Here is a 14,451-nt window from a genome sequence, read left to right as displayed (position 1 = left end):
TTGTGAGTGCTTGAGTGTGCCAGGTTGCAGATCGCACCAATTTGGTGCACCATGATGGTGCAACCCTATACTAGGACGGCTAATGGATACCAATAACCTTCTCAATCATTTAGTTACCGCAGTGCTGGTTATTAATAACCAGCTCAAGCCGTGCTATGCCAATGCCGCAGCCGCACAATTATTGGGAGTCGGTAACCATAAGCTACTCGAACAGACGCTTCCCGAGCTTTATCAACTAATGGGGGTTGAGCCACAACTACTACGCGATGCTATTAATGCTAGCCAAGGACTCACGGTCAATACCGCCGCATTAATTACCTTGGATGGTCAGCATCACACCATTGATATCACCTTGATACCAACTGAAAATGACAATAACCTCAGCATCTTAGAACTACGTCAAGTCGACCAACAACGGCGCATTCATCAGCAGCTTAATATGGACGCCCAACAGCAAGCTGCACAGTTTTTGGTACGTAACTTAGCCCATGAAATTAAAAACCCACTGGGCGGCCTTAGAGGCGCTGCGCAGTTGTTATCGCGAGAGCTCGACTCGCCCGAATTAAAAGAATTTACCAGTCTGATTATCGAACAAGCAGATAGATTGCGTAATTTAGTCGACCGTTTACTTGGCCCACAACGACCAACGCAACATGCTGAACACAATATCCATCAAGTGATTCAAAAAGTGCTTAAGTTAGTCGAAATGGCACTGCCAGACAATATCTGCTTAAAACGAGATTATGATCCATCGATTCCAGATATTCAGATGGACCCAGATCAAATGCAGCAAGCAGTATTGAATATTGTCCAAAATGCGATACAAGCGTTAGAACACTGTGGCGGTGATATTGTCATTCGGACTCGCACCCAACATCAGGTCACCATTGGGACACAGCGTTATAAAGTAGTACTTGCCTTATCCATTATTGATAACGGCCCCGGTATTCCTTGCGAGTTAATCGATACCCTTTTCTACCCTATGGTCACCGGTCGTGACGAGGGTTCAGGGTTAGGATTATCCATTGCACATAACATTGCCCGATTACACGGCGGTCGCATTGATTGTGTTTCGGCACCAGGCCATACCGAATTTATTATTAACCTGCCATTACAATAACTAGCATGCCCTTTGTAGGCAGAATGAGGTAGTAACATGAACATTAGTGAACAAGTTTGGATCCTCGATGATGATAGTTCGATCCGTTGGGTACTCGAAAAAGCCCTTAAAGGCGCATCGCTATCAACGGCCAGTTTTGCTGCTGCAGAATCATTATGGCAAGCTTTAGAAGCATCACAACCTCAAGTTATTGTGTCAGACATCCGTATGCCGGGTACTGACGGTTTAACCTTGCTTGATCGCTTACAACTGCATTACCCGCATATCCCGGTGATCATCATGACCGCCCACTCAGACTTAGACAGTGCAGTGAGTGCGTATCAAGCGGGGGCATTTGAATATTTGCCCAAACCATTTGATATTGATGAAGCGATTAATTTAGTTGAGCGTGCACTGACTCATGCAACCGAACAAACGCCACAACCCGTTATTGATACAACGATAAAAACCCCTGAAATTATTGGTGAAGCCCCCTCCATGCAGGAAGTATTTCGTGCAATAGGTCGGTTATCACGTTCATCGATTAGTGTGCTGATTAATGGCCAATCAGGCACGGGTAAAGAGTTAGTTGCAGGGGCATTGCATAAACACAGTCCTCGTAAAGAAAAACCGTTTATCGCGTTAAATATGGCCGCTATCCCAAAAGATTTGATTGAATCAGAACTCTTTGGCCATGAAAAAGGTGCGTTCACCGGTGCCGCTAATGTGCGCCAAGGTCGTTTTGAACAAGCTAATGGTGGCACCCTATTTTTAGATGAAATTGGTGACATGCCAATCGATGTACAAACCCGATTATTGCGCGTGCTTGCCGATGGGCAATTCTATCGTGTCGGTGGTCATCAAGCCGTGCAAGTCGATGTGCGAATTATTGCTGCAACCCACCAAAATCTTGAGGTGCTGGTGCAAAAAGGCACCTTCCGCGAAGATTTGTTTCATCGCCTCAATGTGATCAGAGTGCACTTACCGCCGTTATCGCAACGCCGTGAAGACATTGCCCAACTCGCCAATCACTTTTTAAACACCGCGGCGAAAGAGATTGGCGTTGAGCCAAAAATACTCACCAAAGAAACCGCGGTAAAACTGGCCAATTTACCGTGGCCAGGCAATGTTCGCCAACTGGAAAACACTTGCCGTTGGCTGACCGTAATGGCCTCTGGACAAGAAATCTTACCGCAAGATTTGCCTCCTGAATTACTTAAAGATCCGATCAGTGCTCAACAAAAATCGGCTGGGGCAACGGATTGGCAGACCGCATTAACCGATTGGATTGATGAAAAGCTTGCTGCTGGTGAAAGTGATTTATTAACTGAAGTTCAACCTGAATTTGAACGTATTTTACTTGAAACAGCCCTAAGACATACCCAAGGCCATAAACAAGAAGCCGCTAAGCGTCTAGGTTGGGGGCGTAATACCCTAACCCGTAAATTGAAAGAACTGTCAATGGACTAACAAGTGAACATTATCTCCAATAGTATAGTTTATCGCGTTTATTCATCACATAATCATGCAAATAACCAAGAGGATTAGAATATTTATCCACTAAAAATGTTACCTTAAAATATAACATTCAAATAAGGACAGATTGTGGATTTTGATGCTCATTCTGGTGTAGTTATTCATCAAGATTTTATACCACTCTATGCTGATGATAATTATGCAAAAATATTCGGTTATAATACAGCTCAAGATATTTTAGCGCTGAAGAGTATTTTAGAGTTAATCGATCCTGAAATGCAGGACGTCGCTGCACACACTTACTACGCATTAATGAGCGGTATCGAAAAGCCGCAGGTACGCAATTACATTAATCGTAACCGTTTAGGCATGCTAATCAACGTATTAACGATTGAACATATTGTCGAATGGCAAGGGCGCCCTGCACTGCAAGTCACGATTGTTGATTTAACCGAATCCACCACGCTTAAACATGCATTAGTACAGAGTGAACATCGCTATCAACAATTAGTTAATGGCTCTATTCAAGGGGTGTTGGTGCATCGTAACTTTAGCCCACTGCATTGCAATCAAACGTTGGCACAGCTATTCGGTTACCCTAATACTCAAACGATTATGTCACTACCCTCAATTTTAGATGTGATTGAACCTGCCTATCAAGAGCAATGGGTAGACGCGAACGCTGTGTTATTAGCGAGCAAAATAAAATCTCACTCTTTTGAAATCAAATGTTTACATTTAAGCGGCCGTTTAATGTGGGTAAAATTACTGGAAAGTGTTATCAGTTGGCAGGGGCAGTCAGCGATTCAAGTGACCATGATAGATGTCACTGAGTCTTATTTATTAACAGAGAAACTTGATAAACAAACCTATACTGATTACCTGACTAATACCCTTAATCGACGAGGGCTAATACATTTTAGTCAACAATTAATGACCGATAGCACCCTTGTACATGAACACCTTTATTGTGTATTAATGGGCCTAGATGACTTAAAGCAAATTAATCATTTATTTGGTCATGATATCGGTGATAAAGCATTAATTCATTTTGCTCAACATTGCCAAAGCAAGCTGGCTGATACCGATTTATTAGCCCACTGGTGTGGTGATGAGTTTCTTGCCATCATCCAAGCTGACAGCAAAAAAATGGCACTAAAAATTGCCGAGAGTATTCGTCATAGTATCAATAATGCAGCCCTAATCGAACCCGCTACGGATAAGCATATTCGTTTTAGTGCCTCTGTTGGGTTATCAAACTGGCAAGCTAACGACACTATCGACACTCTTATTTTGCGTGCAGACACAGCCCTAGAGCAAGCCCGATCACAAATCACTCACCAGCTAGTGTTTGCATAAGCTTACCTGATTACCCATAACACTCAGCTCGGGAGAATAAGCGGTTATGAAATAGGTGAAGTATTGGGCGTTACTCTACTTCCGCCATCTTTTAACCAGAGTCGAGGTTAAGTAGATAAACCTAATGCAACCGGGTAATGTTGACAGAACTCGTCAACTTATACCGGATCTTGGTGAATAATCACCTCAGCATCATCAAACGCCTCTTTAATCATCAACCCCGCTTTATCTGCTATTTCATGAGCGTCATGCAAGGACAAGTCACCGGCTAATTCCATGTGCAATTGAATAAACGTGGTTTTACCCGCTTGACGTGTGCGCAAATCATGAACGCCTTGAACGCGAGGATCTTGCTTGGCTAACGCTTTAATCTTGTCGCGAGTGTCGTTGTCTAACTCACGATCCAGTAAGCTTTGAATTGAACGATAACCTAAACCAAGCGCTTGATTGCCAATAAATAATGCTATGAATACGGCAAACAGACCATCAGCCCACCACCAGCCATATTGTGCCAATACTAGCGCTAATAACACGGCAGCATTGAGTAGCAAATCAGATTTATAATGTAATGAATCGGCTTCAACCAATGAACTATTGGTTTTCACCAGAGCGTGTCGTTGCAGCAACACTAAGGCAAATGTCAGCACAATCGCAATGATAGACACCACAATCCCACTCACTGCATTGGTGACCGGAACCGGGTTAATTAACTTTTCACCGCCATACAATAATAACAATGACGCCGACCCCAAAATAAAGGCGGCCTGGGCTAATGACGCTAACGGCTCTGCTTTACCATGGCCATAACGATGGTCTTTGTCCGCGGGAACAATGGCGTAACGAATAGCAATAAAATTAACAATCGAAGCGAGTGCATCAGCAAATGAATCCGTTAATGACCCTAACATACTGGCCGATCCCGAGTGCAGCCAAGCGATTAACTTAATGACAATAAGGCACAGCGCAGTTGCCACTGACGCGCGGCTGGCTAATTTGACCCAAAAGTCATATTCAGAAGAGGTACTCATAAAGGAATTATCGGCTCTTTTTACGGATGATTTAACTGCGCTTACTATAGCAAGTTCATTGCTTAATTAGGATAAAGTTTACTAAAGTAACTGCTGGTCTTATGCAAAGTGTGACCATTAGCAAACTTGCATGAATGAAAAAAAGCCATTACCTAAAGGTAACGGCTTTTATCAGTTTAACCTGATATTGTATCAATTAACCATTAACGGCGAGGTTTGTGGCCTTTACCTAGGTTAAATTGATCTTGAAACGTTTGTTGCTGTTCAGGCGTTAATAATTGATAGATTTCGTTTTGCATTTTCAAATGCGTCAGCATCTTTTGTAAATGCTTTTGTTGCTGCATTTCAGCCATTTCAGTTGCTTTTGCTTCGTCAAAACCAGCGGTAGTGATTAACGCTAACATTTCTGTACGGTGCTCAGCGCGCTGCTCTTTAGTTGGGCGCTCAGGGCGGTTAGCTTTATACTTTTGCATAATCGCTTTGACATCCGTTTTCTGAGCGGCAGTCAAATCAAGCATATGCATCATTTTATGCATACCCCCTTTACGACCATGATGCATATCACCCTTTTGATACATAGACGCTGTCTTTACTTCTGTATCGGTAGTCGTGTCTGCCGCATATAACTGGCCAGCTAATAAAGCCGAACTTGCCACTAAGGCAACTAAACTCGTTTTGATGATTGATGATGTTTTCATTGTTAAGTTCCTCGGTATGAATGGGATTTATTTTCTGCCTTAGCAGATTTGATACTCAGTTTACCGAATGCAATGTCAATGAGGGTTATGCTTGGGTAAAATTGTGTAAAGAATATTTCCCTTAACACTTTAAACAGCCGATTTCATGATCCAGCTGGCATATTTGCATATTAATATCACCGTAATGCGAGCCAGTTAACGTTATTTTGACTTAGCACTTACAGCGATCATTTAAGGGCATAAAATCATATTATTAGCGATATTTGCGATATTAACGATATTAACGAGATTATTTATGAACAGATTGATTGGCCCATTACTTTTACTTTTTAGTGTCTTCTTACTGGCACCGAGTGCCAGTGCTTCCAACTCGGTTGACGCTGCAGATACCGCAGCAACCACGACTCAAATGCATAACGCAGACGACCCTCTGTGGGTTAGCCAACATGATCAACAAGTGTCGGTAAAGCTGCACTTTTTTTGGTCAAAAACCTGCCCGCACTGTCGAGAAGCGCACCCTTTTATTGACGCCCTAGGCGAACGTTTTGACTGGATTGAATTACACGACTACGCCATTAGCGAACCCGGTAATGTCGATAAACTCATGCAAATGGGCCAACAGACTGGTATTGAACCTAAATCGGTACCCTACTTTGCCATTTGTGGCGAGGCCGTAGTCGGCTATAACAACCATGATGTCACAGGGCGTTACATCCTAGAGCGTTTAGTCAACTGCTACCAACGTCATGGTGGTAAAGCTGATATTGGCGATAAGCTCGATGATTTTCTAGGTGCGACTCCAGTTGAAAATACGCCATTATTTGAAACCTGTGGTGACAACAGTGATGATCCTCAAGCCGAAGGTTCTTGTGGCATGTCATTTGACCAAGCCAGTGACATTACGCCAGTACCATCGGTTCAGCCTGTCAACATTCCACTAATTGGTGCAGTGCATCCTGAACAAATGTCATTGCCAGTACTGACCATAGTATTAGCGGGTGTCGACGCATTTAATCCCTGCGCCTTTTTCGTATTACTGTTTTTACTGAGCATTATGGTTAACGCCGGCAGCCGCAGACGTATGCTATTAGTGGGCGGTATTTTTGTATTTTTCTCAGGCTTTATCTATTTTATATTTATGAGTGCTTGGTTAAATTTATTCCAACTACTCGGCGGCGGTGATGGCGGCATCATTATCACTTGTGCAGGGGTATTGGCCTTGATCGCAGCGATAGTGAATATAAAAGATTACTTCTATGGCCGCGGCGACGTTAGCCTTTCAATGTCAGTCGAAAATCGTGGTTCACTGATAAAACGTATGGGTAAATTATCTAAAGCCAGTTCATTACCCACCATGATTTTAGGCTCAACCATTCTGGCTATTCTAGCCAATACCTATGAACTACTGTGCACCGCAGGCTTCCCGATGATTTACACCTCGGTGTTGTCATTATCAGATCTCGATACCATGCAACGTTACTTATACCTCATTGCTTATAATGTGGTTTATGTTATCCCACTTGCCGTAATTGTGATTGTGTTCTCAATGACGTTAGGTAAACGCAAACTGACCGAAAAAGAAGGCGAAGTACTTAAACTGATGTCAGGTATTATGATGTTAGGGTTAGGCAGCATGTTAGTCTTTAATCCTAACTCACTGCAAAATGCAGTCTTTTCGGTAGGCCTGATCCTTGGATCGATTGTACTCACCTTTATCATTGCCAGAATTAAACGCTACGTAGTGCAAAATAAAGCAGGGTAAATGTAAAACTGTGCAATGTTGATATGATTTAATATTGGCATGCGATAACCTTAATTGATCGAAAAATCTGTATGTTAGCGTTAGCATGCAGATTTTCTTTGTGCCAGAGGACAGTTATGAATCGCATTTTACTTATCGACGATGATATTGGTTTATCCGATCTACTCAGCCAATTACTTGAATTGGAAGGATTTGCCTTAACCCAAGCTTATGATGGTGAGCAAGGGTTATTGATGGCGCAACAGCAGGACTTCGATTTAATCCTCCTTGATGTCATGTTACCTAAGCTCAATGGCTTTGAAGTATTGCGCGCCTTAAGGCAACGCAAGCAAACCCCTGTGTTGATGCTAACCGCCCGCGGCGAAGAAATTGATCGGGTAGTCGGTCTAGAAATCGGTGCCGATGACTACTTGCCAAAACCGTTTAATGACCGCGAATTAGTGGCTCGAATTCGGGCCATCTTACGTCGAGCACAAACCACTCAACAAGATAACCAAGCCAATGAAATGATGCAGTTTGGTGATTTACGCCTCGACCCTTCCCGCCAAGAAACCTATTGCAACGAACAACTGATTATCCTGACGGGCACCGAGTTTTTACTGTTGTTTAATTTACTCGAAAAATCAGGCGAACTGGTCACCAAAGAGTCATTAAGTGAAAACGTATTAGGCAAAAAACTGATGCCATTTGATCGTAGTTTAGATATGCATTTGTCTAACTTACGCAAAAAACTACCAGAGCGCCAAGACGGCCGTCCACGGGTCAAAACCCTGCGCGGTAAAGGCTATATTTGGATACCATAATGCTGAAAAACAATCCATTTAACCGACTGTTTTTTAAATTATTGCTGGGCTTTTGGCTATGCAGTTCGTTGATTATTGCTCTGGTGTCATTATTGCCATTATTGCAGCAAAATCATGACCGCTCACCTTTGCCGCCTAGCCTTGAGCGGATGCTGGAAAACGTCGCCGAGCGGATACAAGAGCAACCTCAATTACTCGAAGGCAAAAACCTACAACGTCTGCGCCATAACCGCAATAAAGACGGTGGCGGTGACCGTAAGCATAATGGCGGCCCTTTGCGTTTATATTTAACCGATGGTGAAGGCCAAGTGTTAAACAGTAAACACGTCTCGCGTGGATTTAGACGCTTTCAACTGATGGCAGAAGAGGCAGATCAGCCGATAAGCCACCAATTTAGAGACGAGCTCATTTTTGGCCCCTATTCTTTTGAGGTCAACAGCAAACCCTATCAATTATTTGGCCGTTTACCCGATAACCATCCTCGGCCGTGGTTTTTCTTTTTTGCTGACAATAAATTACTCACGGCAGGCCTAGCCATTTTATTATCGGGCCTATTATGCGGTTTGCTGGCATGGTATTTAGGTAAACCATTGCGTTCGCTCAAGCACAGTGCCAATGCCCTCGCCAGAGGCGACTTGTCTAGCCGAGTTGATGCGGCTACCGCTAATCGGCGTGATGAAATGGGCCAATTGGCAATCGCTTTTAACGGTATGGCCGACGCCATTGAAGCCATGGTGAATAACCAACAAAGATTAATGGGCGATATTTCCCATGAACTGCGAACGCCACTGACGCGGCTGCAACTATCATTGGCACTTGCTCGTAAAAAAGGTCAGCACAGCACCGAACTGGATCGAATAGAATATGAAGCTCAACAACAAGATGCCTTAATTGGCGAGCTATTAACCTTATCTAGAGTTACCTTAAATGTTAGCGAAAAACGCCTGACAGCTGAACTCACAGAAACCTTAAGCCAAGTGCTCGATGACGCCGAATTTGAAGCCGAACAGCAAGGTAAACAATTACATATAGATATCGACGAGTCTATCCGCTTTAATCATTTGCCTAGAACCTTATCCCGCGCCATTGAGAACCTGCTGCGTAATGCCATTCGTTACGCTGATCAACATATTTATATTGAAAGTCAGCAAACAAAAAACCAAGTTCGTATTGTGGTCAGCGATGACGGTCCCGGCCTTGCAGAAGAAGAGCTCGAAGCGATATTTGCGCCATTTTATCGACCTGATAGCGCACGTGATCGCGTATCTGGTGGATGGGGATTAGGATTAGCCATTACTCAAGCGGCAGTTGAGGCCCATAAAGGACGCATAGTTGCCAAAAATCAACCATCACATGGGCTAATCGTCACCATCGACTTACCCATTTAATGTAAACATTAATCGGTGACCTCACCTCGGGATAATAAACTTCGGCTTGGGATTAGGAGCGGCTTACTGATGAACAACTATGATTAATATCGTCACACGATTAACCATCGTATGAACCATAGTGTATGAAAGACAGCAATATATATTATCCTCGGTACAGTGACCCCTAGTACCGGTATCGTCAGTGCTTATGCCGCCAATAGATTAAATCGCCTTGCTGCAATACTCTGCCATCGACTTTTAGCAATATCATCCATTGTATCGTGACAAATTCAATCCACCGTTTACCAAGGCTAGAGTCATATTTACCCCAAAAAAGATACCTGCTAAAAGTCATATCAGCACGCTAACGCATGCTCATCACAGTAACCGAGTCAGTTTTGATAACGTCTCGCAGTCAAACCCTGCTTAATGTATAATTTGTCATTCTTTTTATACTTCGTACCGTAAGGTTGCTATGTTTCAGATTGCCCTTTATGAACCCGAAATCGCCCCAAATACTGGAAATATCATCCGTCTATGTGCCAATAATGGCTCACAGTTACATTTGATTGAGCCGTTAGGTTTTGATCTCGAAGAAAAGAAACTACGTCGCGCTGGACTCGATTATTCCGACCTAACCAGTGTGACTCGCCATAAAAATTATGCCGCTTTTTTAGAGGCCATGGCAGGAAAACGTATTATCGCCTGCACCACTAAAGGCAGCCGTCCCCATACTCAAATTGCTTTTCAAGAGAATGATGTGTTGTTATTTGGCCCAGAAACTCGTGGACTGCCGATGGATATTATTGATGCGACGCCACTTGCGCAGCGGTTACGTATTCCAATGACAGCCAATAGCCGTAGTATAAATTTATCAAACTCAGTCGCCATTATTAGTTATGAAGCATGGCGTCAACTCGGTTTTGCAGGCGCAGAGTAATGAAAAAAACCCAGTCACCCGAAACCCAACACGATGCTTTGGCCATTGCCAAAGCAACCCAAAGACCCGCACAAACGAAAGAACAAACTAAGCTGATTGCCGCAGGCATTGAGAAAGGGATTACTGAATTTAAAAAGCAACATAAAGTCAAAGCCCGTGATCGTGACAAAGCACGTAAACAGCAACAAAAAACCAAAAGTACCACGCCCACCAATGATGAGCCCGATATGCCTTATATTGTGTCCCAGAGTCGATTCAATTCGCTAACGTGGTCGTTAATGGGCTTATTACTCTTGAGTTGGGCATTGTTTGCCGCTTACCTGTTTTACCGCTAAACCGCATTGGTGAAACGTTCACGCTATTCAGTCAGCTGAGTCTCCTCTGCTGACAGTTTAAGCAGGCTAATGGCTCTGACGACCTGATACTGCTCACTGTCGTCATCCAAATAATGAGCGCTTTGCTGCCACTGCCATCCTAGTATTGCCTGATCGGCACTAGTATCGGTATCGGTATCGGTATCGGTATCGGTATCGTCAATAATGGGATCAAACTGCAACTGCACTAATGCTGGACGTTGATTTATTTCACCTTTGCCTAAAAATGAGTAACGGCCAGCTTGCTCATAAAGCGTTAACTCCTGCGACACGTCATCGGTAACACCATTGGCATACACCAATAAAATATGATCGTTTTGTTGCCTAAACCACCAGGTTTCACTGTTTGTAAAACGACTGCCCCGGCTAACACTGATGAACAAATTGCGCCTATCTGCAGAGCACATCACCGAGGTAGTGACCTTCTTGGGGTAAACATTAGGATTGGCAGCACTGCCCTGCCACTCGCCAGCTAATTGGCTACAAAACGTATTCAATGTCACTTTATCTGCATAAGCTGAGGCTGAATGTGTCAGTAACAACATTGCCATTAACAGAAATATTGATCGACCTTTTTGGGTAAACAAACTTCTTACCATTCAAATGTCCTTTATGATTAGATACATCTACTGCCCAACACCGGTAAGCCGTTACAATACCACATACCCTATAATATCACTGGCAATGAGCACGCTTTGGTGATGGTTAACCATAAAAAATGGCTCACCTTAGTGGGCCATGATATGACTAACCAACAAATACCTACTGGCCAAAACCGGTGGCGGTAATATCCACTGTAGTGACTTCACCGTATTGCGCCGCAACATCAGCAATTTGTTCTGCATTACCAATCAACACAAACTGTAAATTTTGCTGTGGGAAATATTGCTTAATCAAACGTTGGGTTTCAGCTAGGGTAAGTCCATCGACTTTAGCTTGAAATTGATTAATAAAATCATCATTAAAGCCATATAAATACATGTCAGACAATAAACCGGCTAATTGACCACTGGTCTCATATTTAGGCGGAAACTGGCCTTTGACATAGGCTTTAGCAGAATCTAACGTCACTTGGTCAATGCCCTTTTCCCACAAACGAGCATAGGTTTTTAAGGCTAAATCAATCGCTTCTTTAGTCGTCGACGACTTGGTAAACGTACTGATTTGGAATAATCCAGATTGCGCATACGGGCTAAACCCGGAACGAGCACCGTAAGTTAAGCCTGCATTGACGCGTAGTTCATCATTTAACCATGAGGTAAAACGACCACCTAAGATGGTGTTAACGACGGTCAAACCAACATAATCTGGGTTGTTATAACGAATTCCCACGCCACCAATTAAAAAGGTGGTTTCAATTGCATCAGGCTTGTCGACTAACAACACCTGCGGCTTGGTGAGCGTCGGTAAGGCTTGGCTTAAATCTGGCTGAAGCACGGTTTCGGTTGCCTGCCAATCACCAAAGGCCTTATTAAGCTTGGCGGTCATATCGGCAACATTAAAATCACCCACCACGTTAATGGTCATATTGCTTGGTTGATAATAACCTTTATAAAAAGCGCGTAGCTCCTCAATAGACAGGCTCGCGATGGTGTCACTATTACCCGATACTGGGTTGGCATAAGGATGCTCACCAAAGACTAACTGATTAAAGTAGCGTCCAATCACGGCTCGCGGACTTTCTTTTTGCTGTGATAAGCCAACGATTTCGCGCTGTTTTAGCTTATCAAATTCAGTGGCATCAAAGTCAGGTTGACGTAATACATGGCTAAAAATATTGAGCACAGTATCCACATCTTTGTTCATCATATTGGCACGAATATAACTGCCTTCTAAATCGGCACTGGTATTAATGCTGGCACCGATAAAGTCTAATTGCTGCTCGATGTCCGCCTTAGATTGACCCGCGGCACCTAACATTAAACTTTGTGAGGTGATGTAAGCCATACCAGAGGTCAAATCATTGACCGCGCCCACTCTAACCACGGCATCAATGGTCACTAATGGCACTTCTTTTTGCACCATCAACTTAACCTTTAAGCCATTGTCTAACGTGACGGATTGGTAGCTTGGCAGCACAAAGCTAGCGGTTACAGGGTTGGCGGTATCGGCAGTAGTTTTCTGAGTGGTCGCACAACCACTTATCCCTATGCTACAAGCCAATGCGATAGCCGATAACGATAGCTTAATGCGTGTGTGAGTAACGGTTTTCATTGGTCTGACTCCTCAGTAGCAGCGAGCACACCGACAGTTCGATTCGCTTTAATTAGATAGGTTTGCGCCACACGCTGAATATCAGCAGGGGTGACTTGGTTATACGCTTCTGGGGCGTTAAACAGTTTGGTATAGTCGCCAAAATACAGCTCGTATGTGCCTAATGTATTGGCTTTACCGTTAATGGTTTCCATAGCGTGGTAAAAATCCATTAGTTTGATATTTTTTACTTTTTCAAGCTCTTGCTGAGTCACACCTTGGGTGGCAATAAGATTAATTTGCTCAATTAAGGCTTGCTCTAAGGTCTCAGCGCTCACACCAGCATTGGCCACACCCAAAATGTAAAATAGATTCGGGTCGAACGACATCGGCATGTAGGTGTCGGCCGATAACGCTAATTGCTTGTCGACCAACGCCTGATAAAAACGCGAGCTATTACCTTCGCTTAACATCGACGCTAATAAATCAAGCGCGTAATAATCAGCATGGCGAGTGGCAGGTACATGGTAAGCCAACATAATGTTTGGCGTACTCACAGACTCTTTTTTGACAAATACTCGGCGCTCACCATTTTGTGGCGGCTCAACCGTGCGCACAGCTTTTGGCGCTGCTTGGGCTGGAATTGGCGCGAAATACTGATTAGCCAGTGCTTTTACTTGGGCTAACTTCACATCACCGCTAATCACCACTAGCGCATTGTTAGGCGCATAGTAAGTTTTATGATATTGCTGTAAGTCTGCTAATGTCCAAGCAGCAATATCGGACTCATAACCAATCACAGACCAACTATATGGGTGGGCTGCAAAGGCAACACTTTTAAGCGCTTCTTGAATAGTGCGCCAGTTAGAGTTTTCAAGCCCGGTAGTCCGCTCTGACTGCACCACGCCACGTTCACTTTCAACCATTTCAGGGTTGATGTCTAAATTGGCGATCCGGTCCGCTTCTAAATCAAAAATAGTTTCTAAGCCATTTGCAGGAAACCAGTTGGTATACACTGTCATGTCTTCAGTGGTGTAGGCATTATTAGCGCCACCAGCGGCTTCCATGGTGCGATCAAACATTTTCGGACCAAACTTTTTAGAACCATTAAACATCATATGTTCAAAAAAGTGCGAAATACCGGTAATGCCAGGCACTTCATTGCGCGAACCGACTTTCCAAAAAATGTACATGTTGGCATTTGGGATAGAGCTATCCTCAAGTACCATAATTTTCATGCCATTATCTAAAGTAAAACTATTAATATCTTCAGCTTGTGTCGCTGACACCGAAGGCGCACTTAGAACGCCTAACGTCATCAACAACGCCATTATCTTGCGGATCATATC

The 14,451-nt window shown here is 43.6% G+C and carries 13 protein-coding genes; 8 read left to right on the top strand and 5 right to left on the bottom strand.

Going from position 1 to position 14,451, the window contains the following annotated elements; translation table 11 throughout:
* Positions 1 to 82 precede the first annotated feature (82 nt).
* From glnL to AAEZ00_RS00740, 3 genes are all read left to right on the top strand, one after another.
* Positions 83 to 1,120, top strand: a complete 1,038-nt coding sequence (gene glnL / locus AAEZ00_RS00750) for a nitrogen regulation protein NR(II) (RefSeq protein WP_351088039.1) — start codon at positions 83 to 85, stop codon at positions 1,118 to 1,120.
* A 36-nt stretch (positions 1,121 to 1,156) separates the two neighbouring features.
* The gene (gene glnG, locus AAEZ00_RS00745) at positions 1,157 to 2,569 is read left to right on the top strand and encodes a nitrogen regulation protein NR(I) (RefSeq protein WP_101033109.1); all 1,413 of its coding nucleotides are present in this window, start codon (positions 1,157 to 1,159) and stop codon (positions 2,567 to 2,569) included.
* Positions 2,570 to 2,704: 135 nt separating this feature from the next.
* Positions 2,705 to 3,934: a sensor domain-containing diguanylate cyclase gene (locus tag AAEZ00_RS00740; RefSeq protein WP_124013174.1), complete on the top strand. Its 1,230-nt coding sequence runs from the start codon at positions 2,705 to 2,707 to the stop codon at positions 3,932 to 3,934.
* Between the two features lie 158 nt (positions 3,935 to 4,092).
* Here the strand turns inward: AAEZ00_RS00740 and fieF are convergent, their stop codons facing one another.
* Both fieF and AAEZ00_RS00730 read right to left on the bottom strand, forming a co-directional pair.
* Positions 4,093 to 4,962 carry a cation efflux pump FieF gene (gene fieF / locus AAEZ00_RS00735; RefSeq protein WP_124013173.1) on the bottom strand — a complete coding sequence of 290 codons (870 nt, stop codon included), beginning with the start codon at positions 4,960 to 4,962 and terminating at the stop codon, positions 4,093 to 4,095.
* A 203-nt stretch (positions 4,963 to 5,165) separates the two neighbouring features.
* Positions 5,166 to 5,660, bottom strand: coding sequence for a Spy/CpxP family protein refolding chaperone (locus tag AAEZ00_RS00730; protein WP_101033112.1), 495 nt, complete (start codon positions 5,658 to 5,660; stop codon positions 5,166 to 5,168).
* Between the two features lie 295 nt (positions 5,661 to 5,955).
* Between AAEZ00_RS00730 and AAEZ00_RS00725 the strand changes: the two genes are divergently transcribed.
* From AAEZ00_RS00725 to AAEZ00_RS00705, 5 genes are all read left to right on the top strand, one after another.
* Positions 5,956 to 7,422 (top strand): cytochrome C biosynthesis protein, encoded by a 1,467-nt coding sequence (locus AAEZ00_RS00725; protein ID WP_101033113.1) that lies wholly within the window; start codon positions 5,956 to 5,958, stop codon positions 7,420 to 7,422.
* Between the two features lie 116 nt (positions 7,423 to 7,538).
* On the top strand, positions 7,539 to 8,225 hold the full coding sequence (locus AAEZ00_RS00720) for a response regulator (protein ID WP_101033114.1): 687 nt from the start codon (positions 7,539 to 7,541) through the stop codon (positions 8,223 to 8,225).
* Positions 8,225 to 9,613, top strand: coding sequence for an ATP-binding protein (locus AAEZ00_RS00715; protein WP_351088037.1), 1,389 nt, complete (start codon positions 8,225 to 8,227; stop codon positions 9,611 to 9,613). The genes AAEZ00_RS00720 and AAEZ00_RS00715 overlap by 1 nt, the downstream gene beginning before the upstream one ends.
* 457 nt (positions 9,614 to 10,070) lie before the next feature.
* Positions 10,071 to 10,535 (top strand): tRNA (uridine(34)/cytosine(34)/5-carboxymethylaminomethyluridine(34)-2'-O)-methyltransferase TrmL, encoded by a 465-nt coding sequence (trmL, locus tag AAEZ00_RS00710; RefSeq protein WP_101033116.1) that lies wholly within the window; start codon positions 10,071 to 10,073, stop codon positions 10,533 to 10,535.
* Positions 10,535 to 10,870: a DUF2956 domain-containing protein gene (locus AAEZ00_RS00705; protein WP_351088035.1), complete on the top strand. Its 336-nt coding sequence runs from the start codon at positions 10,535 to 10,537 to the stop codon at positions 10,868 to 10,870. The genes trmL and AAEZ00_RS00705 overlap by 1 nt, the downstream gene beginning before the upstream one ends.
* A 23-nt stretch (positions 10,871 to 10,893) precedes the next feature.
* Here AAEZ00_RS00705 and AAEZ00_RS00700 read toward each other — a convergent pair whose 3' ends face one another.
* From AAEZ00_RS00700 to AAEZ00_RS00690, 3 genes are all read right to left on the bottom strand, one after another.
* Positions 10,894 to 11,508, bottom strand: coding sequence for a hypothetical protein (locus tag AAEZ00_RS00700; protein ID WP_351088033.1), 615 nt, complete (start codon positions 11,506 to 11,508; stop codon positions 10,894 to 10,896).
* Between the two features lie 163 nt (positions 11,509 to 11,671).
* Positions 11,672 to 13,123, bottom strand: a complete 1,452-nt coding sequence (locus AAEZ00_RS00695) for a M16 family metallopeptidase (RefSeq protein WP_351088031.1) — start codon at positions 13,121 to 13,123, stop codon at positions 11,672 to 11,674.
* Positions 13,120 to 14,448: a M16 family metallopeptidase gene (locus AAEZ00_RS00690; protein ID WP_101033120.1), complete on the bottom strand. Its 1,329-nt coding sequence runs from the start codon at positions 14,446 to 14,448 to the stop codon at positions 13,120 to 13,122. Before AAEZ00_RS00690 ends, AAEZ00_RS00695 begins: the two co-directional genes overlap by 4 nt.
* Positions 14,449 to 14,451: the final 3 nt, after the last annotated feature.

This window comes from Shewanella sp. S1-49-MNA-CIBAN-0167 (assembly GCF_040310145.1).
GTDB classification, from domain to species: Bacteria; Pseudomonadota; Gammaproteobacteria; order Enterobacterales; family Shewanellaceae; genus Shewanella; species Shewanella psychromarinicola.
This window is presented reverse-complemented; position numbering and strand designations above follow the sequence as displayed.

Coding starts and splice junctions, on each gene's coding strand:
- glnL (WP_351088039.1), top strand. CDS start 83: ATGGATACCAATAACCTTCTCAATCATTTAGTTACCGCAGTGCTGGTT.
- glnG (WP_101033109.1), top strand. CDS start 1,157: ATGAACATTAGTGAACAAGTTTGGATCCTCGATGATGATAGTTCGATC.
- fieF (WP_124013173.1), bottom strand. CDS start 4,962: ATGAGTACCTCTTCTGAATATGACTTTTGGGTCAAATTAGCCAGCCGC.
- AAEZ00_RS00730 (WP_101033112.1), bottom strand. CDS start 5,660: ATGAAAACATCATCAATCATCAAAACGAGTTTAGTTGCCTTAGTGGCA.
- AAEZ00_RS00725 (WP_101033113.1), top strand. CDS start 5,956: ATGAACAGATTGATTGGCCCATTACTTTTACTTTTTAGTGTCTTCTTA.
- AAEZ00_RS00720 (WP_101033114.1), top strand. CDS start 7,539: ATGAATCGCATTTTACTTATCGACGATGATATTGGTTTATCCGATCTA.
- AAEZ00_RS00715 (WP_351088037.1), top strand. CDS start 8,225: ATGCTGAAAAACAATCCATTTAACCGACTGTTTTTTAAATTATTGCTG.
- trmL (WP_101033116.1), top strand. CDS start 10,071: ATGTTTCAGATTGCCCTTTATGAACCCGAAATCGCCCCAAATACTGGA.
- AAEZ00_RS00705 (WP_351088035.1), top strand. CDS start 10,535: ATGAAAAAAACCCAGTCACCCGAAACCCAACACGATGCTTTGGCCATT.
- AAEZ00_RS00700 (WP_351088033.1), bottom strand. CDS start 11,508: ATGGTAAGAAGTTTGTTTACCCAAAAAGGTCGATCAATATTTCTGTTA.
- AAEZ00_RS00695 (WP_351088031.1), bottom strand. CDS start 13,123: ATGAAAACCGTTACTCACACACGCATTAAGCTATCGTTATCGGCTATC.
- AAEZ00_RS00690 (WP_101033120.1), bottom strand. CDS start 14,448: ATGATCCGCAAGATAATGGCGTTGTTGATGACGTTAGGCGTTCTAAGT.